Source organism: Flammeovirga agarivorans (genome assembly GCF_012641475.1).
Lineage (GTDB): Bacteria > Bacteroidota > Bacteroidia > Cytophagales > Flammeovirgaceae > Flammeovirga > Flammeovirga agarivorans.
This window is the reverse complement of record NZ_JABAIL010000005.1, coordinates 39,264-64,982: the sequence shown is the minus strand read 5'-3', so window position 1 is coordinate 64,982 and position 25,719 is coordinate 39,264. Positions and strand designations below refer to the sequence as shown.

General features: G+C 32.7%; 18 protein-coding genes. 3 read left to right on the top strand and 15 right to left on the bottom strand.

What is annotated here, in order from left to right; genetic code table 11:
* Positions 1-78: 78 nt before the first annotated feature.
* From HGP29_RS16365 to fahA, 4 genes are all read right to left on the bottom strand, one after another.
* Positions 79-894: an energy transducer TonB gene (locus HGP29_RS16365; RefSeq protein WP_168883513.1), complete on the bottom strand. Its 816-nt coding sequence runs from the start codon at positions 892-894 to the stop codon at positions 79-81.
* Between the two features lie 321 nt (positions 895-1,215).
* Positions 1,216-2,262: a hypothetical protein gene (locus HGP29_RS16360; protein WP_168883512.1), complete on the bottom strand. Its 1,047-nt coding sequence runs from the start codon at positions 2,260-2,262 to the stop codon at positions 1,216-1,218.
* Positions 2,263-2,279: 17 nt separating this feature from the next.
* Positions 2,280-3,503, bottom strand: a complete 1,224-nt coding sequence (locus HGP29_RS16355; protein WP_168883511.1) for a hypothetical protein — start codon at positions 3,501-3,503, stop codon at positions 2,280-2,282.
* A gap of 178 nt (positions 3,504-3,681) precedes the next feature.
* Positions 3,682-4,941, bottom strand: coding sequence for a fumarylacetoacetase (gene fahA, locus HGP29_RS16350; protein ID WP_168883510.1), 1,260 nt, complete (start codon positions 4,939-4,941; stop codon positions 3,682-3,684).
* Between the two features lie 191 nt (positions 4,942-5,132).
* Between fahA and HGP29_RS16345 the strand changes: the two genes are divergently transcribed.
* Positions 5,133-6,572, top strand: coding sequence for an aldehyde dehydrogenase family protein (locus HGP29_RS16345; protein WP_168883509.1), 1,440 nt, complete (start codon positions 5,133-5,135; stop codon positions 6,570-6,572).
* Positions 6,573-6,638: 66 nt separating this feature from the next.
* Here the strand turns inward: HGP29_RS16345 and HGP29_RS16340 are convergent, their stop codons facing one another.
* From HGP29_RS16340 to metG, 4 genes are all read right to left on the bottom strand, one after another.
* Positions 6,639-6,995: a hypothetical protein gene (locus HGP29_RS16340; protein ID WP_168883508.1), complete on the bottom strand. Its 357-nt coding sequence runs from the start codon at positions 6,993-6,995 to the stop codon at positions 6,639-6,641.
* 134 nt (positions 6,996-7,129) lie between these two features.
* Complete coding sequence (locus HGP29_RS16335) at positions 7,130-7,789, bottom strand: hypothetical protein (protein WP_168883507.1); 660 nt, start codon at positions 7,787-7,789, stop codon at positions 7,130-7,132.
* 24 nt (positions 7,790-7,813) lie between these two features.
* Complete coding sequence (locus HGP29_RS16330) at positions 7,814-8,041, bottom strand: hypothetical protein (protein ID WP_168883506.1); 228 nt, start codon at positions 8,039-8,041, stop codon at positions 7,814-7,816.
* 112 nt (positions 8,042-8,153) lie between these two features.
* Complete coding sequence (gene metG, locus HGP29_RS16325; protein ID WP_168883505.1) at positions 8,154-10,217, bottom strand: methionine--tRNA ligase; 2,064 nt, start codon at positions 10,215-10,217, stop codon at positions 8,154-8,156.
* A gap of 349 nt (positions 10,218-10,566) precedes the next feature.
* Between metG and HGP29_RS16320 the strand changes: the two genes are divergently transcribed.
* Complete coding sequence (locus HGP29_RS16320; RefSeq protein ID WP_168883504.1) at positions 10,567-11,304, top strand: SAM-dependent methyltransferase; 738 nt, start codon at positions 10,567-10,569, stop codon at positions 11,302-11,304.
* Between the two features lie 415 nt (positions 11,305-11,719).
* Here HGP29_RS16320 and HGP29_RS16315 read toward each other — a convergent pair whose 3' ends face one another.
* The gene (locus HGP29_RS16315) at positions 11,720-13,567 is read right to left on the bottom strand and encodes a tetratricopeptide repeat protein (RefSeq protein WP_168883503.1); all 1,848 of its coding nucleotides are present in this window, start codon (positions 13,565-13,567) and stop codon (positions 11,720-11,722) included.
* Between the two features lie 1,248 nt (positions 13,568-14,815).
* Here HGP29_RS16315 and HGP29_RS16310 point away from each other — a divergent pair.
* Positions 14,816-15,490 (top strand): DUF6624 domain-containing protein, encoded by a 675-nt coding sequence (locus HGP29_RS16310; RefSeq protein WP_168883502.1) that lies wholly within the window; start codon positions 14,816-14,818, stop codon positions 15,488-15,490.
* Between the two features lie 85 nt (positions 15,491-15,575).
* Here HGP29_RS16310 and HGP29_RS16305 read toward each other — a convergent pair whose 3' ends face one another.
* From HGP29_RS16305 to HGP29_RS16280, 6 genes are all read right to left on the bottom strand, one after another.
* The gene (locus HGP29_RS16305; protein WP_168883501.1) at positions 15,576-17,333 is read right to left on the bottom strand and encodes an Ig-like domain-containing protein; all 1,758 of its coding nucleotides are present in this window, start codon (positions 17,331-17,333) and stop codon (positions 15,576-15,578) included.
* 98 nt (positions 17,334-17,431) lie between these two features.
* Positions 17,432-19,306 carry a tRNA uridine-5-carboxymethylaminomethyl(34) synthesis enzyme MnmG gene (mnmG, locus tag HGP29_RS16300; protein WP_168883977.1) on the bottom strand — a complete coding sequence of 625 codons (1,875 nt, stop codon included), beginning with the start codon at positions 19,304-19,306 and terminating at the stop codon, positions 17,432-17,434.
* Between the two features lie 232 nt (positions 19,307-19,538).
* Positions 19,539-19,976 (bottom strand): rRNA maturation RNase YbeY, encoded by a 438-nt coding sequence (ybeY, locus tag HGP29_RS16295; RefSeq protein ID WP_168883500.1) that lies wholly within the window; start codon positions 19,974-19,976, stop codon positions 19,539-19,541.
* The gene (locus HGP29_RS16290) at positions 19,976-20,377 is read right to left on the bottom strand and encodes an ATP-binding protein (RefSeq protein ID WP_168883499.1); all 402 of its coding nucleotides are present in this window, start codon (positions 20,375-20,377) and stop codon (positions 19,976-19,978) included. Before HGP29_RS16290 ends, ybeY begins: the two co-directional genes overlap by 1 nt.
* A gap of 19 nt (positions 20,378-20,396) precedes the next feature.
* Complete coding sequence (locus HGP29_RS16285) at positions 20,397-23,780, bottom strand: DUF4175 family protein (RefSeq protein WP_168883498.1); 3,384 nt, start codon at positions 23,778-23,780, stop codon at positions 20,397-20,399.
* A gap of 133 nt (positions 23,781-23,913) precedes the next feature.
* Positions 23,914-25,677 carry an ABC transporter substrate-binding protein gene (locus tag HGP29_RS16280; RefSeq protein ID WP_168883497.1) on the bottom strand — a complete coding sequence of 588 codons (1,764 nt, stop codon included), beginning with the start codon at positions 25,675-25,677 and terminating at the stop codon, positions 23,914-23,916.
* Positions 25,678-25,719: the final 42 nt, after the last annotated feature.

Sequence of the window (25,719 nt, the reverse complement as noted above, 5' to 3'; positions counted from 1 at the left end):
CTGCCTGTTGATTACGGATTGTAGGAATATACGAATAATATTCACTTACATATTATTTCATACAGTATCGTTTACATTTTAGTTTAATTTGAAATAGATAGGAATAACCATTTTCTGGCGAACTACTCGACCTCTTTGCCTTGCCGGTTGCCATGCTGGAGATTCTTTCAATACACGGATGGCTTCTTCATCACATCCTCCACCGATGCCTCTAGAGACTCTGATATCTGTTAAAGTACCATCTCTTTCAACAATGAATTCTACAAATACTTTTCCTTCGATATGCATTTGCTTTGCCATTCTTGGATACTTTAATTTTTTACCAAGGAATTTATAGAACTTCCCTAAACCACCTTTAAATTCAGCAGTCTGCTCAACAATAATTAAAGGTTCATCACTAACCTCTTCGTCAGGTGACAGATCATCCACAATAGGTTCATCAGGAATCTCAGCATCAGGATCAAATTCATTATTATCAAAAATGATATCTTCAATAGTAGGATCATCGGTTACTTCGATTTTATCGGGTATTACTCTTGGTCTAGGTTGAGGTTTCGGCTTTATGATTTCAATCGTCAATACAGAATCATAATGCTCGTTACCAATTACTCTATCAATATTCTCGGGAGTAATTAAAGCCTTATTGATCACTGGATATTCAAATGCCGCTAAAACAGTTAACATGGCAATAGATAATCCCAATAATCTAAAAAAGCCGGTATACCTATTAAGATTAACATCATCGTACTTCTTTACTAAATGATGTTGATTTGAAGTAGAAGAAGAGCTTTTCTTCTTAACGATCCTTCGGAAGAGCTGCACCAAAGAGATTAACAATGCCAGAAATAGAAGTACAATACCTCCTGGCCCAATAGTGTTTAAAAATTCATTCATAGACATTGGTGTTTAACGAGCATGCAAAAACATGCCCTCTATGTGAACAGATTTGATTAAAAAGAGGCCTCTTTGGTAATCTCAATGTAGAAAGATATTGGTAAGAATGTAAATGAGTTAATCCAACTTAACACAGTACACTAAAATGTTTACATTGATTAACAGTAAAAAGTATAAAAAACTAAAATGGAGTTAAAATAAATACTGGTAGTAATCAAAACATCAATAATTAATATCAAACATCAACAATTAGATAGAATATAATACTACATTTTTGTAAACATTCAGTTTATTATTTGTTCACATAAATGAAATATTCATCTAATCTCTAGGTAGTGTACACAATTTTTTCAACTGCTCTGTATACTTTCCCTGCCCAATGTTTGCAGAAAGTGTCAGTTCTAATTCTGGATAAATTAAAGTTCTTGTCGCCACAGATGGATAATACACCAATTTTAGAGAAATAGAATCTGAAGCTTTTTCAATTCTTCCTCTTCTGTTTAAAGATGCTGTTTCTCCAAAAGGAATACTGACTGAAGAAGAGACAAATCCAATATGATCAAAAGAGTTATTAGAATAATAGGGAGTCCATCCACCACCAATCTGTATAATTGACATTCTAAATTCTGTAGATAAAAATATTCTCTGGGTATTTCCATTCCATGTATAACCTGCTGTAGATACCCATCCAAAAGCATTGTGAGGATTATTAATAATATACTGTCCGTAGGTATTAATCAATGGATATGAATTATGAAATAAACTTTCTGAACTAGAAGTAATAATATGTTGAAGGTGTAATGCTGAAAAACTTACAACCCAATGCTCATGAGTGAAAAAGCTCAAACCAATACCAATATCTAATTTTCCCTCTTGCTGATTATTTAATGCATACGATGGTGCATTTCCAATCGCATTTGAAGTAGTACTTAACTGACTACTATACACTCCAATATTATTACCTAATGCATATTGTTCGTATCCTAAAGAAATACCCATCGAAAAAGCATTTTCTCGATCTCTAAAAATCATTGAAAATGGCAAAGAGACATTTCTATAGGTTACTGTTCCGTTTTCCGAAATATCATTAGACAATGGGTAAACAATTTGATGATAATTGATACCTGCTCCTAAACCATTCTCGTTCTTCATCATCCAACCTAATTCTCCACCTGCATCTACATAGTCAATTCCATCTTTTGCAAAGCCATAGCGAAATGCAGCAGTTCCTTTATTGATAGATGTTCCTGCTAAGGCAGGGTTTTGAGCAGAGTTTAACCAAAATGGAGTACCCGTTGGTAAATCTTGTGATACACCAATCAACGAGTACATCACAAAAGTAAATATGAAAATAAATCGTAAAGTCATAGTAGTAGTTAGATCTCTTAAGGAGTAATGATAAATGATGATTGAAAGTTTTCTGCATATCCATCATCATATAATAATGAAAACTGTGCTGTATAAAAGGTCTCGGTAAATTCTTCATTGTCTCCAAAAACAAAGTTGATATCATTGGACTCATACACTTGTTTCTGATTTGCAGCAAAGATTCTAACATTACATTGATAAATACCTACATTCTCTCGGATCTTTAACTTAAAAACATTGTCTTCTCCAAAAGAAGACCTTACTGATACTGCTGTAGGTACCTTTACTCTCGGAAAATACGGAACCTGTACATGATCTAAAGTATCTTTAAACCCATTACAATTTTCAGCTTCTTCGGCATCTGTGGCAATAAGTATCACACTATATTTTTTGAAAGGAGAAGTGACTCCTTTATCAAAATTAGAAGTAGCAAAAGTATAGACCAACTCTTCTTCGCTGGAGAGTAATACTTCATCTATCTTCACATCATTTTCATAAATTTCCCAAAGGTGATTTCCAGTATTAATAGAAGAATCTGCATTAAAAGTCACTTCGCCATATACTTCATCAGAAGGAGAATAACTTGAAGAAATTGTAGCCTGAGGCAATGGACTCACAAATGATATTTCTTGCACCCACTGACTTTCTAAACAAGAACTATTTCTTGAAGATTCCAGATACATTTTAAAATAAAGTGTATCCGTTGTCGGTCTTTCTATAAGAAGGTTTGATAAAGTACCAATATTGTTATCTAGCGTTAGAGATTGTTCTCTGAAAAATTTATCATCTACATAAATTCTGACCACCTCTTTATCGGTAACGTCTCCTTCTGTTTTGAAACTGATACTTAACAGAGAACAATCATATGATAAATTGATATCGTAAACTGTTCTTTTTACTAACCCAAAAACATCTATATCAATAGTGTTAGAAGATACTATTGCTGATGAGTTAATCATCTCAATAGCCAGTGTATGTATTTTTACCGTAACGTTATCGTTCACCAAAACTCCTAATTTGGTTTCTGTAGAACTGGTATATACAGTATCGATAATACTTCCCAATTCTTCGTATCCAGTAATAGAATGAAAGCTTTCATCTGCACTATGAGTGATCGTAATGACAATTGGTACCGAAGGAATATCGTTAATGCAAAATGCTTCTATATCTGCAGTAAGATCGAAAGCAGAAGACTTGAATGGCAGACAAATAAGAAAAAGTAAAAAGTAGATAATTTTCATATATCAATAAGTAGATACCTTTTGTTTAGATAAGGTATTTGTATAATAAGATAATCATTTCGAGGTTAACAATTAAGCTTCTAAAAAAATAGTACCATAAAAAAGGTATTCCATTTAGAAATACCTTTTTTCACTGAAAAACAGTTTTTATTTAAATCATTAAGAATGAAATATCCTTTTATTCTTTTGATGGTAGAATCTGACCAATAGCTTCACCAAACCCAATTCTCAGTCCATCTTTCTCACACCAACCTTTCAAAATCAATGTATCATAATCTTCGATAAAGGTTCGCTCTGATCCATCCGACATGGTTAAAGGTTCAGTTCCGTTCCAAGTAAGTTCTAATAAAGAACCGAATGAATCCTTTGTGGGTCCAGAAATAGTACCTGAAGCATACATATCTCCAACATTAATATTACACCCATTTACTGTCTGATGAGCTAATTGTTGACTCATACTCCAGTACAAGTATTTAAAATTGGATTGAGCAATTACTTTAGGAGCTATTCCTTTAGGTTGCATACTTACTTCCAATTGAATATCAAATGCTCTCGCTCCGGTTGTTTGTAAATAGGATAGAGGAGTTGGATCTTGTGATGGACCTTCTATTCTAAATGGTTCTAGAGCATCCATAGTTACAATCCATGGAGAAACCGTAGAACCAAAGTTCTTTCCTAAAAATGGTCCTAATGGAACATATTCCCATTTTTGAATATCTCTAGCTGACCAATCATTGAATAATAACATTCCAAAGATATAGTCTTCTGCTTTTTCTGCTTCTACAACATCTCCTAAACTTGTTGATTTACCGATTACAAATCCCATTTCTAATTCGATATCCATTCTAGACGATGGGCCATAAACTGGTTGTTCAGCGTTAGGAGGCATCTTTTGTCCTTTTGGTCGATGTATAGGAGTTCCAGAAACTACAATAGATGAAGAACGACCATGGTATCCAATCGGCATTTGTGTCCAGTTTGGCATCAAGGCATTGTCTTTTCCTCTAAACATTGTTCCTACATTGGTCGCATGTTCTTTAGAAGAATAGAAATCTGTGTAGTCTCCAATCTGAATCGGTAAATGTAAAGTAGCATCTTTTTGTTGTACTAATACAGCTTCAGAAATTGATGTATTTCCTTCAGATAAAAGATCAAAAAGTTGATGTCTTACTTGAGTATGAACTTCTTTACCAAGTGCAATAAAATCATTTAAAGTAGAGGAAGAAAAAACAGTATTTAAATCCTCATGGATAGACTGGAAATGAGAAGTAATCTTTTCCAAATCAACAATTTGATGACCAATTGCTACCCCTGCTCTTCTGTTGGGATTGTCTTTGGTTGAAAAAATACCAAAAGGTAAATTCTGAAGCGTAAAATCAGAGTTCTCAGGAATAGCTACCCAAGATTTAGCGTTTTTGTTATGTGTTTTGTCTAGCATTTTGCTACTAGTTTATGCGTGTTTATCAATAAGTTAGTGATGTTTTTTTTTGCATATTATCAAGAATTTCTACTAATTGATATTATTCTATAACACATGCAAAAGAAGATAAAGAATAGAGTATAACTAAAGATGATCAATAGTTATCATCAAATTCTTTTGTAATATAATCATCACTATTTATATCACCTATGGAAACAGAAATTATTCAAAGTGATTATAATTTGAAAAATGTTGAAGATATATTCATTCATTTAAAAAATAATATCAGCAACACCAAAAAGACTACTGCTAAAGAAAGAATTAAAAAGCTTTCTCAATTAGAAAAATATATATTAGATCATCGTCCTAAAATACAAGAGGCGATCTATAAAGACTTTAAGAAAAATCCTATTGAGGTCGATACTACAGAGATACTAAGTACTGTTGGACTCATTCGTCATGCAAAGAAAAATTTAAAAGCATGGATGAAACCTAAAAGAGTAGGTACTCCATTAAGTATGCTAGGTACGGGATCTAAAATTATCTACGAGCCCAAAGGAGTTGTATTAATTATTTCTCCTTGGAATTATCCGTTTTATCTCGCCATTTCTCCTTTAATTTATGCTATCGCAGCCGGAAATACTGTAGCCATAAAACCATCAGAAATTTCATCTCATACGTCTAATTTCTTAGAAACAATGATTGATGATCTGTATCCCGATAATGAAGTAAAGGTAGTATTGGGAGGTGTTGAAACTTCTACTAAACTATTAGAGCAGAAGTTCAATCATATCTTCTTTACTGGTAGTCCTCAAATAGGTAAAGTTGTGATGTCCGCTGCTGCAAAACATCTTACTTCCGTTACACTTGAACTTGGAGGAAAATCTCCTACTGTCATTATGGAAGATACGGACTTAAAGGATGCTGCAGATAAAATTACATGGGGTAAATTTATCAATGTTGGTCAGACTTGTGTCGCTCCGGATTATGTTCTAATACATAAAAATAAGGTACAGGAGTTTGTTGATCAGATGCAAAATACTATCAATGAATTTTACTCTCCTGATGGTGAGGTCATCAAACATTCTAAAGATTATTGTAGAATTATCTCCATCAAACATTTCTATCGTTTAAAGGAAATGATAGAAGATGCTGCAGAAAAAGGAGCAACAGTGATTATGAATGGTGAGTTTGATCCTGAAGAAAGATATATTCCTCCAACGTTAATCACTAATGTGACAGAAGAAATGATCGTAATGCAAGAAGAGATATTCGGACCAATTCTTCCTATTAAAACGTACTCAGATATTCAAGAAGCGTATGACTATATCAATAGTAAAGAAAAACCTTTAGCACTGTATGCCTTTGGAAATAAAAAGAAGGAGCTTCAAAAAGTGATAAAGAATACTTCTGCAGGAGGAACTTGTATTAACGAAGTAATTGTACATATCAACAATCCTGATTTACCTTTTGGTGGAGTAAACAACAGTGGTATTGGTAAATCACATGGAAAGTTTGGATTCATAGGCTTCTCCAATGAAAGAGCAATCCTAAAAAATAGAGTAGGGATGACAGGAATAAAACCTATCTATCCTCCATATGGTAAACTTGCTAGTAAATTAACCGACTTTATTATCAAGAATTTTTAAAAAGAAAAGGCCTTACATCTGTATCGATGTAAGGCCTTTTCTTTTATTATATTTCACAACGCAATGCTATCGAAGAAACTTATGTCTTGCGATAGTTCCATCAGTATATTTTTTCACTTCATCCATCCATATTTTTGCTTGTTCATCTTCAGATAAACATTGGCTTTTATGAACGATGTTGACATTTCCAGAACTATAAACATCAAATACTGCAATCGCTCCACAATACTGAACCAATACGTATCTAGTTTTATTCTGATATTCATCTCTAAATGATAAATCTGGATCTAGCTTGCCCAATAGTCCTTGATTCTCAAGGTATGTTTCAACTTTTTCATCAATCAAATTCACATACTTATTAGTTTGTGCAAATGTTGATAATGAAACAACAATAAACGAAAATATTAGAAGTAGCTTTTTCATGAGATAATGTATTTAAGATAGATTGATAGATTTAATATGTTTTACATTATACTCTTACGCTTCAAAAAGAAACATTGTTACTAATATATAGTTAATAGATATTATGTAACTATAATATCAGGTGTTACTTAATACTATTCAACAAGTTTTGCCCTTAATTTTGTGATGTGTTTAAAATGAGGGTAGCGACTTAATAATAAATCTAACTGCTTAACATAAGCGTTTATTACCTCTTCATTATCATTTTTTTTTTGTAACAAGTGTTGGCCCACTAACCAGTGTACTTTCTCAGCAATTGACATCGCCTCTCCGTATTGTTGATAATGTTTTGGTAATAGATTTTGTAATCGCCAAACTTTTATAAATTTTAAAAACTCTGGTAATTGTTGGCTAAAAGCAACAGCTACTTCTAATAATTGATAAAAGCCATGTGGACGTTCTTTATCTGGATGAAACTTTAACCCCTCAATCAATAACATTAGATCATTAGCCTTTTTATAATCTTGCTTAGTGATACACCTTTCCACCATATTGTAAAGAATATAGCAGCCCATTTGTTGAAGCTTGTCTGCTTCTAATGGAACGTATTCGACAAATACTGAAAATAACTCCTCAAAAGAATCTATGTTATTTTCATCAGCAGCAACTTTAATCATATCATATAATACCCAAGCCATTGCTGCTTGTAAGGATTCATCATTAGGTGATAATTCCAAAAGGCGTCGGGCAGTAATAAATGCTTCCTGGTATTTCCCTTCTTCTCTTAACTGATAAATTTCTGTTACTGAATACATGTTGGTAAGTGATAAATTTTCACATTACTTTTTAATACGATCTCCGAAGCGTCTTCTTTTATTGTCGTCATTTCTAGAATTGTTTTTCATTAAAAATATACGAACAATCAAAAGGCCTGCACTCATTAATCCTAATTTCATATTGCCTTCGTAATCTCTACCTTCTTTCCAATCGTAGTAGGCTAAAAGTAAAAATGAAGCAGCAGCAATACCAAAAATCATATTCACTACTAAACCAAAACTCTTATTCATAATGTGTGTGCTTAGTTATAAAATTAGATTTAAAAACAAAAGAGTAAGAAGGGGTAGTTGTTGTAGAACCACACTTCTTACTCCTTGTTGTTATATATAAGATCTCTTCTAATTATCTCACTATACTACCTTCAGAAACCTGAGCAGTAGGCGATACAAATGAAAGTGATCCGTCTTTATCTTCTGCCATCAAGATCATACCTTGAGACTCAATACCTCTGATTTTTCTTGGTGCTAAGTTTATTAAAATAGAAACTTGTTTACCAATTACATCTTCAGGAGCATAAAACTCAGCGATACCACTTACTACAGTTCTCTTATCGATTCCTGTATCTACTGTAAGCTTTAATAGTTTCTTCGCTTTTTTCACTTTTTCAGCTTCAAGGATAGTACCTACTCGAATATCCATTTTCTGGAAATCATCAAAAGTAGCTTCCTCTTTTTGAGGCTCAACAGGTGTTTGAGCTATTTTAGTTTTCTCTAATTTCTCAATTTGAACCTCAATAGTCTTATCCTCCACTTTACTAAATAATAACTCAGCTGGAGCTAAACGATCATAGGCAGTGATTAGTTCTGGATTACCAACTTGGTTCCAGTCTAATGATTCCATTCCTAACATATTTTGAATCTTCTTTGCCGTATTTGGTAAGAATGGATCAATTGTAATTGCTAGGTTGGCTGCAATCTGCAGTGCCATATTTAAAATCGTTTTTACTAACTCAGGGTCTTGTTTAAATAATTTCCAAGGTTCTGTGTCAGCTAGGTATTTGTTACCTAAACGAGCAAGTTTCATTGCTTCTTGTAAAGCTTCCTTAAACTTGTATTGTTCTACAAGCTTCTCTACTCTTAATGGAATCGCTTTCATTTCAGCAATAATTCCTTCTTCCATAGGAGTAAACTCTCCAGCAACAGGTACTTCACCTTTAAAGTATTTGTGAGTAAGTACTACTGCTCTGTTGATAAAGTTACCTAAAATGGCTACCAATTCGTTATTAACACGCTCTTGGTAATCTTTCCATGTAAACTCTGAATCTTTATTTTCAGGAGCGATAGATGTTAGTACATAACGTAACTCATCCTCACGATCCGGAAGATCTTCTAAATATTCATGTAACCAAACAGCCCAATTACGAGATGTTGATAACTTGGCACCTTCTAAATTTAAGAATTCATTAGCAGGTACGTTATCCGGTAAAATAAAGTCTCCATGTGCTTTAAGAATAATAGGGAAAATCAAGCAGTGGAATACAATATTATCTTTACCGATAAAGTGAACTAACTTAGTATCCGCTTTTTTCCAATAATCTTCCCAGTTTTTACCTTGTTTAGTAGCCCAATCTTTCGTTGCCGAAATATATCCGATAGGAGCATCTAACCAAACATACAATACTTTACCATCAGCACCTTCGATAGGAACTTTAACACCCCAGTCTAAATCCCTTGTCATGGCTCTAGGTTGTAACCCTTGATCTAACCAAGATTTACACTGTCCCATCACTGAGTTTTTCCATTCAGCAGGGTTATGGTGTTCTCTACCATCTAATATACCTTTCTCAATCCACTCACGTACCCAATCCTCATGTTTGTTCATTGGAAGATACCAGTGACGAGTAGTTTTTAAAGTAGGAGTTGCCCCAGTAATCGTCGACTTTGGATCAATTAAATCTGTGGGACTCAATGAAGTACCACATTTTTCACACTGATCACCATAAGCACCTTCGTTACCACATTTAGGACAAGTACCTACAATATAACGGTCAGCAAGGAACTGCTTTGCTTCCGCATCATAGTATTGTTCAGACTCTCTTAATTCAAAATGACCTTTTGCTTCCAAGTTTTTGAAAAAATCTTGAGCAGTTTCATGGTGAATTGGAGCAGAAGTTCTATGAAACAAATCAAAAGAAATACCGAATTTCTCGAAAGTATCCCCGATCTGTTTATTGTATTTATCTATAATATCTTGAGGAGTGATTCCTTCTTTTTGTGCACGAATTGTAATCGCTGCACCGTGTTCATCACTACCACAAATAAACGCTACGTCTTTTCCTTTCTGACGTAATGATCTCACATAAATATCAGCGGGTAAATATGCACCTGCGATATGTCCAATGTGTAAAGGACCATTGGCATAAGGTAATGCCGCCGTTACAGTATATCTATTGTAATGTTTTGACATGAATTGTCTACTTGTTTACAGTTCCTTAGACTCATTTTAACTGACGATAAGTCAAACACAAAGTTAATATTTTTTACCTAGTTATTCACTTTGTTTATGATTGAATAACAGATGTTTTCGTGACTTCAAATCAAAGTTATTCACACTTAACCTCTGAAATTGTTTATAACTTTTTGAAAAATTCATTTTTAGCGAAAAAAATATCATATTTTCAAAAAGTTATGCACAGCTTACCATTTTGTTTTGATGTATACCACCTAAAAAATTACATTTGTGTCATACATTTTTTCAAAACGACCACAAAGGTAAGAGTTGTTGGTCAGAGAATTCATAAAAAGTCGTGAATAAAATGCAAAAGGGCGAAGAATGGTTCGATCAATGGTTTAATACGCCATATTATCACATTCTATATCAAAACAGAGACTTTCAAGAAGCAGAAGATTTCATGCGAATCTTATCGTCTCAACTTAATATAACTACTAACGACAAAGTGCTGGATTTAGCATGTGGAAAAGGTAGACATGCTATTTTCTTGAATAAACTTGGCTTCAATGTAGAAGGTATTGATTTATCAACAGAAAATATACATCATGCTCAGCAATTTGAAAACGATCGACTAAAGTTTTTTACTCATGATATGAGAGAACTTTATAAAAAGGAAGAATTCAATTTCATCTTCAACTTATTCACATCATTTGGCTACTTCGAAACTGAAGCAGAAGATTTATTAGCATTACAAATGATTGCTGATAGTCTTAAACAAGGGGGAACTTTAGTACTGGATTACTTCAATACTTATAAAGTTATCAACAGTTTACCACAAAAAACAGTGATCGAGCGTCCAGAAATCACTTTTAATGTGCATAAATACCTGGAAAATCGACATGTGATGAAGGAAATTTCTTTTACAGCTGATGGAAGAAATCATGTATTCACAGAAAGGGTGGAAGCTTTAAAAAACAAAGATTTCTGTAATCTATTCCAAAAAGTAAATCTCGAATTGCTACACACCTATGGAGATTATCAACTCAATGAATTTGATAGAGAAAATTCAGACAGAATGATTTTCGTAGTAAAGAAAAAATAGTCAACACTTTGATGGTTAATAAAATCAAGTGTTTAAAAAGAAAAATCCTGGATTCTTAAGAGTTCAGGATTTTTTTGTTGGTAAAAAATATATTCTCAGACCTTTTTCAGATAAAATCAGAGAGTTATCAACTAAATAGGAGTGAATATTTCGATTTTAAGCTACTTCTGATGTTATGAATCAAATATTAAAGTAAATCCCATCTCAATTGTTTATAACTTTTCGAAAATAGCTATTTTAATCAACAAAAAAGAGAAAGTTATTCACAAAACACTGTTTTGAGTGTGAATAACTTTCTCTTTTATTTGAATAACTACTTGAAAATGTATCAAATAGTTTTTTTATGTCTTAAATCAATAACTTATCCACATTTTGGTGAATATTTTATTGTTTTGGAGGCTTTATTTTAAATTTTCTACGATTTGTTCACATTATCTCCTCTTAAACGTCTAAAACGCTTACGAGCATCAACTTCATAAACAGAACCTTTATAATTAATCAGATGATCTTTAAAATAGTTCATCGCTTGTTCTTTATCCTTTAGTTGATCTTGATAAATCGTTCCCAATAGATAGTTGGCATCATCTGCCCAAATATCGTACCTATGAAACTCTAGTATCTCTTTTAATGGTTCAGTTGCTTCTTCATATTTGCCCAATTTTATTAACAATTGTGCTTTTTGCCAAAGAATTTCATCTGTTAATCGATGTCCTTTGATTTTTACTAACATTTGTTCGTAACTATCGAGCGCTTTATCATATTGTCCTTGAAATATCAACAAGTCTACAGCTGCATAAGCTTCCATAGCTAAAGAAGTGGTATCGAGGTTTAGATTATCACCAATAAGCATGGAGAGTTCCATTGCATCATTGCTAATCGTTCTAGAAGTTGCCAACTTCAATACATCTAATTGCGATTGTGCTAATTTAAAATCTCCTGTGTAGTAATAAAGCTTTGCGTTTTTCAATTTAGCCTCATGTCCAATCTTTAATTCACGATTACTTTTAGCAACTTGTGAATAAAGTAAAGAAGCTTCCCAAGGTTCATCTTTTAACAAATAGATATCCCCAAGATCTAGTTTAGCTTGTGAAATAAGTGACTTAGGAATGTTTCTATTGTTGATAAGTTCTTTTAATTCAACAATTGCAGAATCTCTCTGATTCAAATAGAAGGCCTGAAGTAGTGCCATGTTTCGCATAGCATCAGCAGTTTGAGCATTTAATCCCATTTCCTTCACAATTTGTTGATAATCTTTTACTAGAGACTCTATTTCAGTTCTATCGATAGGATAGGTGTTTTTAACAATAGCTTCTTTAGTTTCAATTAAGAACTTTCTCGCCACAGGATAAACAGCGTATTCTTTGTATCTATCCACAAGGTATTGGAATATCTTCTGGGCATTCTTATAATCCTGATTGTTCTTGGCTAGTCTACCTATCTCCAAAATTTTATAACCTTCTAAACGTAAACGTTTATCTAATGCTCTTGCTTGAATAAAAGCACCATAAAATTTCTTTTGTTGTAGATAGTACCAGACAATCATCTCATTGAATACAGTCATATCTGCATTCTTCTGCACTTTTGTGAGTAACTGTGGTTCTAATAGCTCAAAATCTTCTTCTGTGGTTAACCTGTCCTGTAAAGCTACCTGAACATATTCTAACTGATCAGGCTTTAATGTGAGTAACTGAAGATATTCATCGATCATCTTATCATACTTACCCCATTTGTAATATAAATCGGCTAATTCGTAATAAAAGAGTTCGTTACTATTCTTCTCTCCAATACGATAACAAGATTCTGTGTATTTGAATAGATTCAGATCAAGGCAATATAAAGCCGTATAACGCAACTTCGTGGTATTGACTGCTATTTCCTTGATAAAAGTATCAAAGTACTTATCAGCCGTTACTGTATCTTTTTCTAGAAGCTTTATGCGAGAGTAGTCCACATGGTAAACAGCATTGCTCTCATCAGACTTTACTGCTTTCTTCAAATATTTATCCGCTTCCTTGTACAGTTCTTTTTTTAAAAGAATAGATAAGTAATTTTCGTGGATCTGGTTTATCAAGTTTTTTTGTTTTGATAAATCCCTGTACAGATCTAAGGCTTTATCATATTCTTCCGTTTTATAATATTCCTGGGCTAGGTCTAACTTCTCCTCTGTTTTATTTTGAGCAAACCCTATTTGAATAAAAAAGAGTCCAACCCCAATCAAAGGTATAGCCTTTCTGATTTTTTGAGGAATTAAGGTTTTCAACATTTCACTAAACAGATATATAATAAAAAAATAAATTTTAAAATTCTCTTTTATTATTATTAGGGGTGTTTATAAGTTGATAACTGACTTTACCAACAGATAATAAGCGCTTATAAACAAACTAAGCTGATAACTATTCACTGCCTAACAATATCAAAAACAAAGGATTAGAGTACTTTTCCACAGTATGTGAGATAATAAGTGAACCAAAGTTATTCAGTTAATTTGTGTGTGCGCAAGCGCCATTTTTGCGCACATCGACTTATACACAGGCTTGTGAATTGCGTGAATAAGTGCCATTTGTGAATTACTGTGGATAATAATCACACCTTTTAAACATTTTACTCACTAATCACATTTTCTCACAATTTTGATGTGAATAATGTGGATAAGTACAATAAATATCTTCGATTTGTACAATAATTAAACTATTTCAATCAAAAACTGTGAGTAAGTCGTTGATCTTATATGAAGATACATACTTTGTAAATTTTTAAATCATTTTTGCGCCTAAAAAATGATCTGATTTCAGAAAGTTTTTCACATGAACAATTTGAAATGAATAGGGGCTTATAAATAATTGATTTCTATAACCGATGACAAAGAGTTAATCAAAAATAAAGGGTTAAATACCTATCACTTGCGCACACTATGTGAATGTATATTTTGTGTATATGTTTATAATTAAATACAGGTACTATATTAATTACTAGAAAATCAGCTATTTAATATGTCTTTACTATTCTTAATTATACCAGTTTTCTGTTTATAAAGAAGTGAATTAGGTCAAATGGTCTAACAGTGTGAATAATTATGTTGATAACTAACTGATTTACCAACATAATTACAAATGCATGTGAATATTAATGTTTGTAAATGAAAATCTTATTGAATAAGTAGATAACACTATGTACTAATTAAACTTTAGTATAATCACTAAAAATATAGGCTAATGATATCATAAAGGATGTTTTACTACATATTTAAATGAATTAAAGTGTTATCCAGTTACGTTATTAGATGTAAAAAAAACTTATTCACACATATATAGCCCCTTCATGGAAAGGAAACACTAATTTTATAATTTATATACACTCTTTTTTTATTTATCCCTCTTATTTACAAGACTTATCCACAGTTTATTTATAAGCTCTACAATTATTGAATAATGGATCTACTCCTGTAGAAATAGATTGTATATTTAGCTTATAGAAAATAAAGTAAACTATTAGCAAACTTTCAATTTCCAAAATGAGATTAATATTTATTCTTTTAGTAGTATTGATTCAATGCTCTTGTACAAATGAAAATGATACTACATCAGAGAAACCAATTAATTATTCTGAGATAAAAATACTTTTGGATAGTATTAGAGAAGTAGATCAATCCAATAGAAAAGACTTCGAAAAAGTTTATAAAGAATTTGATCAAGAAAGCGAAGTTTTTCAATCAGCTGTAAAGAAGATGATGGATTCTGATTCTTTGAATGCAATTTTAATATCTGAGTTATTGGATAAGTATGGGTGGATAGGAAAAGACAAAATAGGGGAGACCGCTAATTCGACTTTATTTCTAGTGATACAACATTCGTCTAAAGAAATAAGATTGAAATATATTCCTTTATTAAGAGAAGCAGTAAAAAATAAGAAAGCTAAAAAAAGACAGTTAGCCCTTATGGAAGATCGATTGAACTTAGAGTATGGTAAACCTCAGGTTTATGGAAGTCAGGTTAGTTTAAATCATAAGGGAGAAAATTATGTATTTCCTATTGATGATCCAGAAATTGTAAATGAAAGAAGAGCGGAGATGGGATTAGAACCTATAGAAGATTATCTATTGCTTTTTGATATTGAATGGAATTTAGAAACTTATTATAAAACCCTTCCACAGCATTTGGAGGAATTAGAAAAGAAAAAAGATGAGTAAAGCATTTTGTAAGTTCTGATAAAAAAAGCCTTTGTAAATAGATTTTTTACAAAGGCTTTTTTTATATCATATGGATACTTTTGATTTATCTTTTATCAGTATCAATGACAGTATCTTCTCTTCTTATTTCCCAATTGGCTTCTACTTTAATTTCTTTCGGGAAGAAAGCAGTAGGTTCAGGAGGAATACGATTTTTGAAGTCTCCAGGAAACCATACACCATCACCATTTTCATCAATTAAAACTCTGATTTTATAAGTGCCTGGTTTTACATATTCGAAAGAAAACTTTCTTTCATTTTCAATTTCCATGACGGGTTCATTTTTACCGTCTAATAACTGAACAGTAAAATTATCATGACTACCTTTTACAAGTCCTTCAATAATTCCGTATTTGTCTGGCTCTTTAATACTAAAGTTTAAAGTTTTTTGCTTTGTAGAATCAGTCTTTACAGATACAAAAGAATTTTGTTTTAAGATGATAGCAAAGGCAGAATCTGCAACAAAACCAGGAATAGTTACTTCCGTTTTATCAAAATTAAAGCTTAATGCTTTCCCTCTTGATTCTAAAACACTATCGAGCATTACTGTGTCTTCACTATATACATACATCATACTATCCATGTTCCATTCTTTCATAGGAATTGGAAATCGAAGTACTATATCAAGAGAATCATTTTCTTTAATATCATTGTCTTTTGGAAGTAATTGTTCGAAAGATATTCTAGTAATTTCAACCTCTTCTTCTTCAGCTCCTAAAGCATTACCTACCGATTTTAAAGCACCACCAATAAGGCCTCCACTCTTTTTTCTTTCTTGTCTTTTCTCCTCCGCTAATAGTTCCTTCTTACTAGGGAACATGATCAAAGTATCAAATTCTAATTTTGTATCTAAGGAATCAATACCATAACCGGTAATTCTTAAAGAGTCTTCTTGATCTCTTAAACCAGTATAGATAAGTTTAATTTCTCCTTTCTCTTCCATACTAAAAATACTATCTGTATAAGTATTCGTTTCAGGGAAATCAACACCATATTCTACAATACCTTTATTAAAAGAAATATGCAGGTCTTCTTTTTCTTTCTTGATTCTATTTAGTTTTAGATCTACTAAATCATAATCTCTGACATATAGTTTAACACCATCTATATTTTTATCTAAGGAAATAGAGTCTGAAAAGAAGCCTACTTTTTCTTCTCTAAGAGTGTACTTATAATCTTCGTTTGCATCTGCGATAGCATAAACTTTATAGAATCCAGGCTTAAACCTTTCTAAGATAAATAGCCCGTCTTTTACTGTTCTTGAATAATATAATGGTGGATCAGTATTGACATCCAACGAATCATATGGATCATATAAAGCAATGATTCCACCTTCAATTGGTTCGTTAGTCATTAAATCAAATACTTGACCAGTGACTTCAAGGGAGTCTAGATAGTCTCCAGTACTAAAAGCAAAACGTACATTTTTTGCTGGATTCTTTTCAGTCACATCAACTACTGCTTTACCAAAATCCATAAAGTAGGTAGTATTCTGTTCTAGAGTATCTAGAATATTCATCACTACTTTATTTCTAACAAACTTGGTTTTGTATTTGAAGTCTGTTTTATAAGGAGTGATAATAAGGTTCTGCTTTAGCTTTTCTTCTTGAACATACTCATCAAAATAAAGTGTGATTTTAAGCTTGGTAGTATCAACATTTGTTTGTCCATCGAAGGGATCGCTTGCTCCAAAACGAGGTGGTATTTCATCTTTAGGACCACCAGTAGGAGAGGAGACTACAGCACATGCATATACTGTGAAAAGTATATAGATAGATATAATGATTCTTAGGTATAAGTTCATAGGAACGTTTCTGTTTCTCTAATTTTTCCTATCACAAAATAAGGGATATCTCTTGAATGAGATACCCCTTTTTATATAAAATATAAGATTATTTCTTCTTAATTTTTCTGCTTATCTAAATAGACCATTAAGATAGTTACATCGGCAGGAGTTACACCACTAATTCTTGATGCTTGTCCTAATGTCAACGGAGCTACTTTAGATAACTTTTCTCTAGATTCTGCAGACAAAGCAGTGATTGCTCTAAAGTCAAAACCATCAGGAATTTTATAATTTTCCATAGTGACTAACTTCTCTGCAATCTTTTCTTCTTTCTCAATATAAGCTTCATACTTCAACAAGATTTCAGCTTCCTCTAATGCTTTATCAGAGAAACCATCAAACTCTTCTTTTAGTGTTGGAGCACTATCCATTGTTAAAGCCATATCAACTTTTGTCTTCTTAAGAAACTTATCAGCTTTTAAACCATGGTTCATAGCAGGTAATCCTTTAGCCTCTAAATGAGGGTTTGCATTACTTACTTTTACACTAGTTTCTTTTAAAGTCTCAATAGTCTTATTGATTTGCTCTTTCTTCTTTTGAACAGCATCAAATCGTTCATCAGAGGCTAAGCCAATTTGATGACCAAGTTGAGTTAAACGAATGTCGGCATTATCCTGTCTTAGTAAGATTCTATACTCAGCTCTAGATGTAAACATTCGGTAAGGTTCGTCTGTACCTTTGTTGATCAAGTCGTCAATAAGAACACCAATATAAGCTTCTGATCTTTTTAAGATGAATGGTTCTTTTTCAGTGATTTTATTGTGTGCATTGATACCTGCCATCAAACCTTGTGATGCTGCTTCTTCATAACCTGTAGTACCATTGATTTGCCCTGCGAAATATAAGTTCTCGATTAACTTAGTTTCTAGAGTAGGCTTCAATTGTGTAGGAGGGAAGAAGTCATATTCAATAGCATATCCAGGTCTGAACATTTTAGCATTTTCAAACCCTTCGATTTTACGTAATGCTTTGTACTGTACATCTTCTGGTAAAGATGTAGAGAAACCATTGATATACATCTCACAAGTGTTCCATCCTTCTGGCTCAACAAAGATTTGGTGACGATCTCTTTCTGCAAAACGATTGATCTTGTCTTCAATAGATGGGCAATATCTAGGACCTAATCCTTGAATTCTACCATTGAACATTGGCGATCGATCAAAACCCGTTTTTAAGATGTCATGTACTTCATTACTTGTATAGGTAATGAAACAACTTCTTTGTTTAGTAAGTGTAGTAGTCTGATCTGAGAATGAGAACTTTTCAGGATTTTCATCACCTGCTTGTTCTTGCATTTTTTCCCAGTTCAACGAACGACCATCCACTCGGGGAGGAGTACCCGTTTTCATTCTACCAGATTCAAATCCTAGTGCGACCAATTGTTCAGTTAAACCTTTTGCAGCATGTTCGCCACTACGGCCACCACCAAATTGTTTTTCACCAATATGGATTAAACCATTTAGAAAAGTACCATTTGTTAAGACTACAGATTTAGTATTAAATACAACACCAAGACCAGTCTTAACACCAGTAATTTTGTCACCGTCCATGACTATTTCAGTAGCCATTTCTTGCCATATATCAACATTGAGATTTGCTTCGAGAGCATCTCTCCATTCCTGAGCAAATACCATTCTGTCGCTTTGTGCTCTTGGACTCCACATTGCAGGACCTTTCGATCTATTCAACATACGAAATTGAATCATAGATTTGTCTGTGATAATTCCAGACATACCACCTAACGCATCAATTTCTCTTACAATTTGTCCTTTTGCGACACCACCCATTGCAGGGTTACAACTCATTTGTGCAATGGTCTGCATGTTCATTGTAATCAACAATACTTTTGATCCTAAAGTTGCAGCAGCATGGGCGGCTTCACAGCCCGCATGTCCTCCGCCTATTACAATGACGTCATAAGATGGATACATTCTAATTCCTTTTTTTAAAAGTTCCACGTGGAACAAAACCGAAATAATTTCTAACTACAGTTTTAAATACTGTAAATCAATTAGATTGATAATGCAAAGATACATAATCAATTATTAGTAAAGACTTAATGTTTTCATATAATAAAAAAATGTTCCACGTGAAACACTTAATTTTTTCTACAAAAAGTGTTTCACGTGGAACATATATGAAATTTAACTATAAAAGACTGTACTATTGGGTAAGACCTGAAGATCTTGAAGCAAGTTGTTCATCTTCCAGAGCTCTCATCTTTTTAGCTTCTTCATCAGATTTATCTTTAAATCCTAATAGATGAAGAATACCATGAATAAGTACTCTGTGGAATTCATCAGTTTCACTTGTTCCAATGGTTGAAGCATTTTCTTTAATACGGTCAATGCTCACAAAAATATCAGACTCTATCTCGTTCTCATATTCTGAATTATCAAAAGTGATAATATCAGTGTAGGTATCATGGTCCAAATACTCTACATTAATTTTATGTAAGTATTCGTCAGAGCACAAAATGTAATTAACACCAATGAGTTCGAAATCAAATTTTTTGATAACGGATTGAATCCATTCTTTTACTTGTTCTTCATGTTGAACATCAAAAGAAATGTCTTCAGTAAAAAAAGTAATTTCCCCCATTAAATATAAAATGTAAGTGTAATTGCTCTACCTTCTTTAGAGAACTCTACTTCATCTGCTAAATGCTTCATTAAGAAAATACCTCTACCACCTGGCTTGTCAATATTTTCTGGAGCTGTTGGATCAGGCAGACCATCAAAGTCGAATCCTTTACCTTCATCTTCTATTGTAAAAGCTATTTCTTTATCCGAAACATTTAATTCTAAGTGAACATTTTTATCCTTATCATTTTTGTTACCATGAATGATAGCATTATTCACAGACTCAGTTACGGCAATCATAATGTTACCATAAATGTCATCATTAAAATTAAACTCATCACGAGCTTGATCAATAAAACTCTCCGCTATTCTAACATTTTCTATTAGCGAAGGGATCTTTAATTTGAATGGTTTATTCATTATTGTGCTAGTTGGCATTTCAATCTTTTATCTTTTCAAAGTATTTGTTCACTTCTTGCTTGTAGTAAGTATTCAAGGAAGTAGGAATGGTACGCAATAATTCAATTTGCGTCTCCTTCTGTTTTAGATATTCATCAAAACTGTCAGGAGGAGGAATCTGTTTTTCTTGTCTTGCAGTTTCCGCTTTTCGTTCTTCATCTTGACCTTTTTCTTTTTGTGCCTTTTCAGACTCAAGCATTCTTGTTAAGATCTCTTTTTGTCTTTCAATCAACTTATCTGTAAGCTTTTTGTTGACTAGATCTTCTTCGGTTTTTTCCATTTCTTTCAGAATCTTTCCGTAACCGTTGTCACCTTCTTTGATTCCGTTTCCATCGTCACCTTTATCTTTTCCTTGCATTTGTTCTTGCCCTTTGCCCATACTTTGTTTTAAAGCATTTCGTATCATTTCTTGTTGGGCAGCAAGTTTCGCAAGTTCTTTAGATAATTCTTTACCAGACTTTCCACTTTTCTTTAAGTTTTCCATCTGTTGATTTAATTGCTGTTGCATCTGACTCATGCTAGGAGAGGACGACTGTTGTTTTTGGTTCATCTGTTGCCCTGCCATACTCTGACTCATTTGCTGTTGCATATTATCTAAAATATCGCTCAATAACAAAGCCAAGTTATTTATTGAGGTCATAGAAAATTGCTGTTTACTGGCAGCAACTTCTGGAACTCTTCTTTTGATAGCATCAAGGCTTTCGTCCATGTATTTATTCATTTCAGTAACCTCACGCGTAACAAAAGACTCAATTTGGAAAACTCTTTTCGATAATGCAACTAAACTGTCTTCAATATATTTAGCATCATCTCTTAATTTCAATTGAGTTTGTGAAAGCTCTACAAATTTAGGATCTATTCTTCTAACCTCCTTAAATGATTCCATTAGATTTTCTTGATCAAATGAAAGTTTTAGGAGATTCTCCATTATTTGTCGTAAAGCTTCATGGTCTTCACTGATTTGTTCCATTTGTGCAGACTGCATACTTTGTTGCATTTTTTGTGCCATCTGCTGCATTTTATTAGCAGCTTTTTTCTGCGATTGATGAGCCTGCTTTTTATTATTTTCTTTTAGTTGTTGAGAGGCATTTTGTTGTTCTTTCTCTATTTGCCTTTCATTTGGCGTAAATTGTTCGAAGTCCTGATTGGTTTGTTCCTTCTTATCCATTTTACGCAAATCATCCATCTCTTGTTTAATCTGTTCAAACTTCTTATTAAGTTCGTCCTGCTTTTTAGCTATATCTTCTTGCTGTTTTGTATTTTCCTTCTTTTGTTCTTCAGATTGCTCTTCTGAATTAGCTTCTTTTTCTTCTAATGATTTTGTTTCATTGGCAATTTCTTGTTGCTCTTTTGCTAAATCTTCAAGTTTAGAAGAAACTTCTTTTGCTTTTTGCTCTATCTGTAACTTCTTAAATAACTTAATTGAACGTTCTAATTCATTCTTTAAGTTCTTCTGTTTGTTCTCAATATTCTTCAGGTTTTCTTGAAGAGATTGGTTGATGTAATTTTGTTCCATCAACTTTTGAAGTTCCTCATATAATTTTTGAGTTTCTTCATCATTGATATCATTAATGATCTTCTGTAATTGTTCCGCCTTCTGAGAAGCTTGCTGATCTTGCTTCGAGAACTTACTTTGTTTGTCTTGTAATTGTTGACTCTGCTGTTGGAGACTTTTGATTTGTGCTTCCAATTCTTTTCGTTCTTCAATCAACTTTTGGATGTCTTTTTTATCTTGCCAAGATAATTGACGTTTACCTTTTAGTTTTTCTTCTAACTTCTTTAGGTCTCTATCCAGTTGATCCGCTTTTGCCAAAGTCTCTTCTAGCTTATCTTCTGTTTCCTTTTGTGATTCGTTAATCTCTTTTGCAATCTCTTTGGCTGTCGGTAACGAGAAAGAGTACATAGGTGTCTTACTTCTCTTATTACCATTTACTCCATCATTATCATAAACTTCGACATAGTATTCCAACTTGTCTCCTTCTTGAAGTCCAAATTGTTCAGTTTCTAATTTGTAATAGAAACTTTGATCGATTGCTTTTCTATTAAAAGGAATATCAATTTTACTGAAAGTCTTAGATGGATTGTTCTCTTCTTTTCTTTTGATTCTATATCTCGTACGTAGTCTAGTGATTCCGTAATCGTCACTGATGTTTCCTCCAAAGACCAAGTAATCGAACATTACAGTATCTTGATACTGGCGCATACTAATACTCGGAAACTTATCTTCTATAACATTTAAGAAATAGGAGATACTGTCTTTATTGCTTCCAAATTCATTTTTTAATGCGATACTATAGGGAGTAGAGATACTTGCTTTTTGAGCATACTTAAAGACGTTGTCATTTACTGATGTTGCATACACCGTTAATGGAACATCTTTAAAAAATAATTTGATGGAATCGGCTGTCTTTGTATCAAACAACCAAGTTATTTTGGAACCTTCAGGTAATAGAAGGTTACCAGTATTAGATAATGTCTCGTTGGTTTTATTAGTATATGAAGGATACTCTACTTGAACACTAAACTTAGATAAAGAGGGACGAATTAAAGTATTGATATCAAACTCTTGTGAGTAATACCCTGCAGCCTTAAATCTAAAGGTAACAGCATGCTGAATCTTCTTGAAAGTATGTGTAAAAGAATATCCAGGTGTTGTAGGCTGTAATTTAATTAGTGAACCTTTATTGGTTTCAATGTATACATCAGATGGAATAGCATCACCTTTAAGTTGTACTTTCAATTCAAAATCATCTCCTTGAAAGGTATTTAAATTAGAGTTTAAAATATAAAATTGGAAAGGTGCTACGGGTAAAAACTCTTTATCAAACTGAACAATTTTTGGAGTTGTATCAGTGATTACTTGAGGTCTAAATAAAAGAATTCCTAGAAAAACTATAACAATAGGAAGTAGGTAGGTATACCAATATCTTAAGTTAGTTTTATAGGAAATAGCACTAGAGAAATTAATAGGGGAGAATTGCTCATCTCTTTGACTTAATGTCGCATTGATTAAGCTATTATCTTTTCCTTCAGCTTGTAACTGAATTGAATTGACAAGCTTATCAGAAACCTCTGGAAAATACTGACCTATTTCTTTCGCTGCTTGTTCATCAGTAATCTGTTTTGTTATTCCTTTAAGTTTTAGAATAGGTTGTATTACCCAAATAAATAAGGTGTAACAGAATGTACATAAGTATGTAAAGAACAATAATGCTCTAGCAGTTGTACCAAAATTATTGATGTATTCTAATATATTGATCAGCAAAAAAAGACCTAGAATTGCAGCAAGAGAAAGGATGATACCTTTTAATGCAGCATTCTTATACAGCTTCTGTTTATAGGCTTTTATTTTGCTTTCAAACATATAGAACTATAGTGATAGAGTTGATAATTAATGGGTAATGCATAGAGGCTAATGCCAAATTCTACGCTGTAAAAATAAGACTGATTCTAAAATTAGAATCAGTCTTATAATTTATATAGTAATATAATTAATATTAATTACTTTTCTCAAAATAAACAGTACTGAAATCACGATATTGCATCGGATTGTTAGGGAAATCTTTAATATTTCTCTGAATTAGACGATATCCTTCGTCATACCACAATACTACAAAAGGAGCATCTTGCATTAAAATTTGCTCAGCCTTCTTAAAGTTAACCATTGCAGTTTTTTGATCTGAAGCTCCTAACGCTTTCTCATACTCTACATCAAACTTAGGATTACTGTAGCGTATTAAGTTAGGCCACGATTTATCTTCTAAGTTCTTAGGAAGTGTTTTACTGTAATAAGCCCATAAGTAATTCTCAGGACTTGGGTAATCAGCAATCCATGCTAAACGTAAGAAATCGTAACGACCCATGATACTCTTTTCAGCAATCTGAGCAAAAGGAGAAATCTTCAATTCGATTTCAATATTCAATTTATCTTTTAATTGCTTTTTTACTTCAAGAGCAACATTGCTGTATTGTTCTCCTTCAGTATTTAAGTCAAGAGTAACTTTTGGAAAACCTTTACCATCAGCATACCCAGCTTTTGCTAAGTAGTATTTCGCTGAATCCAAATTATACTTATATCCTTGGATATCTTCGATATCATAGTTGTCAAATACAGGAGGTGTAATACCAAAGTGACCTTCCATATATCCTTCACCATTTAAGATATACTCAAGAATTCTTTGACGATCAATAGCAAAGTTGAATGCTTTTCTAATATTGATATCATTAAAGATTTTGCCTGCGTTGTTCATTGCTAAGAACTGTGTAGACATTTCAGGAGTACGTTGTAAATGATACTTGAAGTTTTCATTTGTTTCATCAGATTCCGCAAGAATATCAATGATGTCTTCTGTAGGAACTCTATACATCATATCAAGTTCGCCTTTCTTAAATTTCAAGAATTCGATTTTCTTGTCTTTAACAAATGAAACAACGATGGCTTTAAGGAAAGGAAGTTGGTTACCATGCTCATCTTTACCGTGGTAGTTATCGTTTTTAGATAAGATAATAGAAATATCTTCATCGACACTAGCTATTTGGTAAGGACCAGTACCCACACATTTTGTTCTCATATCTTCACCATATGCTTCGTAAGCTTCTTTAGGGAAGATAAATGCACCTGGTCTAGCCAAGTTATATAAGAACATTGAGTTGGGCTTTTCTAACGTTACTTCAAATGTCAATTCATCAATCACTTTAAAACCAGAAACGCCAGATTGACCTTCTGGAGATTTAGTGAAAGTTAAATCAGCCTTTGAAGCGTTATAATAATCTTTAGCACCAACTACAATATCAGTAAACAAATGAGCATACTGATTATTTTTATTGTAAGTACAGATTAAATTAAAGCTGTATAGAATATCTTTAGCTGATAGCTTTCTTCCTTTTCCACTCTCAAAACATTTGTCGTCATGAAAGAAGACATTGTCTTTTAATTTGAAAGTGTATACCAACTGGTCATCAGATTTAGCATAACTATCAACAAGACTTGGGGTAATTTGTAAAGTCTTCTGATCAAACTTAAATAATCCCTCATAAATCTGAGAGGCTATTCTATAAGAGTAAATATCAATGATACTAAGAGGAAATAAGTTTTTGATATACTCGGCTTCATTAACCTTAAAAACTCCTCCATAAAATTTACCGCCTTTAGCTGGAGTCAATACGGTTTCAGCATCCCCCTTTTCTTGGTTGCCTGATCCACATCCTACAAATAGTGATAGGAATGTAAAAGAGAGTATAACAGCGATCAGCTTTCTCATTTGCAATGAATTTTCTTATGTATTTCGCCTAAAATAATCCTT

Coding starts and splice junctions, on each gene's coding strand:
- HGP29_RS16365 (WP_168883513.1), bottom strand. CDS start 894: ATGAATGAATTTTTAAACACTATTGGGCCAGGAGGTATTGTACTTCTA.
- HGP29_RS16360 (WP_168883512.1), bottom strand. CDS start 2,262: ATGACTTTACGATTTATTTTCATATTTACTTTTGTGATGTACTCGTTG.
- HGP29_RS16355 (WP_168883511.1), bottom strand. CDS start 3,503: ATGAAAATTATCTACTTTTTACTTTTTCTTATTTGTCTGCCATTCAAG.
- fahA (WP_168883510.1), bottom strand. CDS start 4,941: ATGCTAGACAAAACACATAACAAAAACGCTAAATCTTGGGTAGCTATT.
- HGP29_RS16345 (WP_168883509.1), top strand. CDS start 5,133: ATGGAAACAGAAATTATTCAAAGTGATTATAATTTGAAAAATGTTGAA.
- HGP29_RS16340 (WP_168883508.1), bottom strand. CDS start 6,995: ATGAAAAAGCTACTTCTAATATTTTCGTTTATTGTTGTTTCATTATCA.
- HGP29_RS16335 (WP_168883507.1), bottom strand. CDS start 7,789: ATGTATTCAGTAACAGAAATTTATCAGTTAAGAGAAGAAGGGAAATAC.
- HGP29_RS16330 (WP_168883506.1), bottom strand. CDS start 8,041: ATGAATAAGAGTTTTGGTTTAGTAGTGAATATGATTTTTGGTATTGCT.
- metG (WP_168883505.1), bottom strand. CDS start 10,217: ATGTCAAAACATTACAATAGATATACTGTAACGGCGGCATTACCTTAT.
- HGP29_RS16320 (WP_168883504.1), top strand. CDS start 10,567: ATGCAAAAGGGCGAAGAATGGTTCGATCAATGGTTTAATACGCCATAT.
- HGP29_RS16315 (WP_168883503.1), bottom strand. CDS start 13,567: ATGTTGAAAACCTTAATTCCTCAAAAAATCAGAAAGGCTATACCTTTG.
- HGP29_RS16310 (WP_168883502.1), top strand. CDS start 14,816: ATGAGATTAATATTTATTCTTTTAGTAGTATTGATTCAATGCTCTTGT.
- HGP29_RS16305 (WP_168883501.1), bottom strand. CDS start 17,333: ATGAACTTATACCTAAGAATCATTATATCTATCTATATACTTTTCACA.
- mnmG (WP_168883977.1), bottom strand. CDS start 19,306: ATGTATCCATCTTATGACGTCATTGTAATAGGCGGAGGACATGCGGGC.
- ybeY (WP_168883500.1), bottom strand. CDS start 19,976: ATGGGGGAAATTACTTTTTTTACTGAAGACATTTCTTTTGATGTTCAA.
- HGP29_RS16290 (WP_168883499.1), bottom strand. CDS start 20,377: ATGAATAAACCATTCAAATTAAAGATCCCTTCGCTAATAGAAAATGTT.
- HGP29_RS16285 (WP_168883498.1), bottom strand. CDS start 23,780: ATGTTTGAAAGCAAAATAAAAGCCTATAAACAGAAGCTGTATAAGAAT.
- HGP29_RS16280 (WP_168883497.1), bottom strand. CDS start 25,677: ATGAGAAAGCTGATCGCTGTTATACTCTCTTTTACATTCCTATCACTA.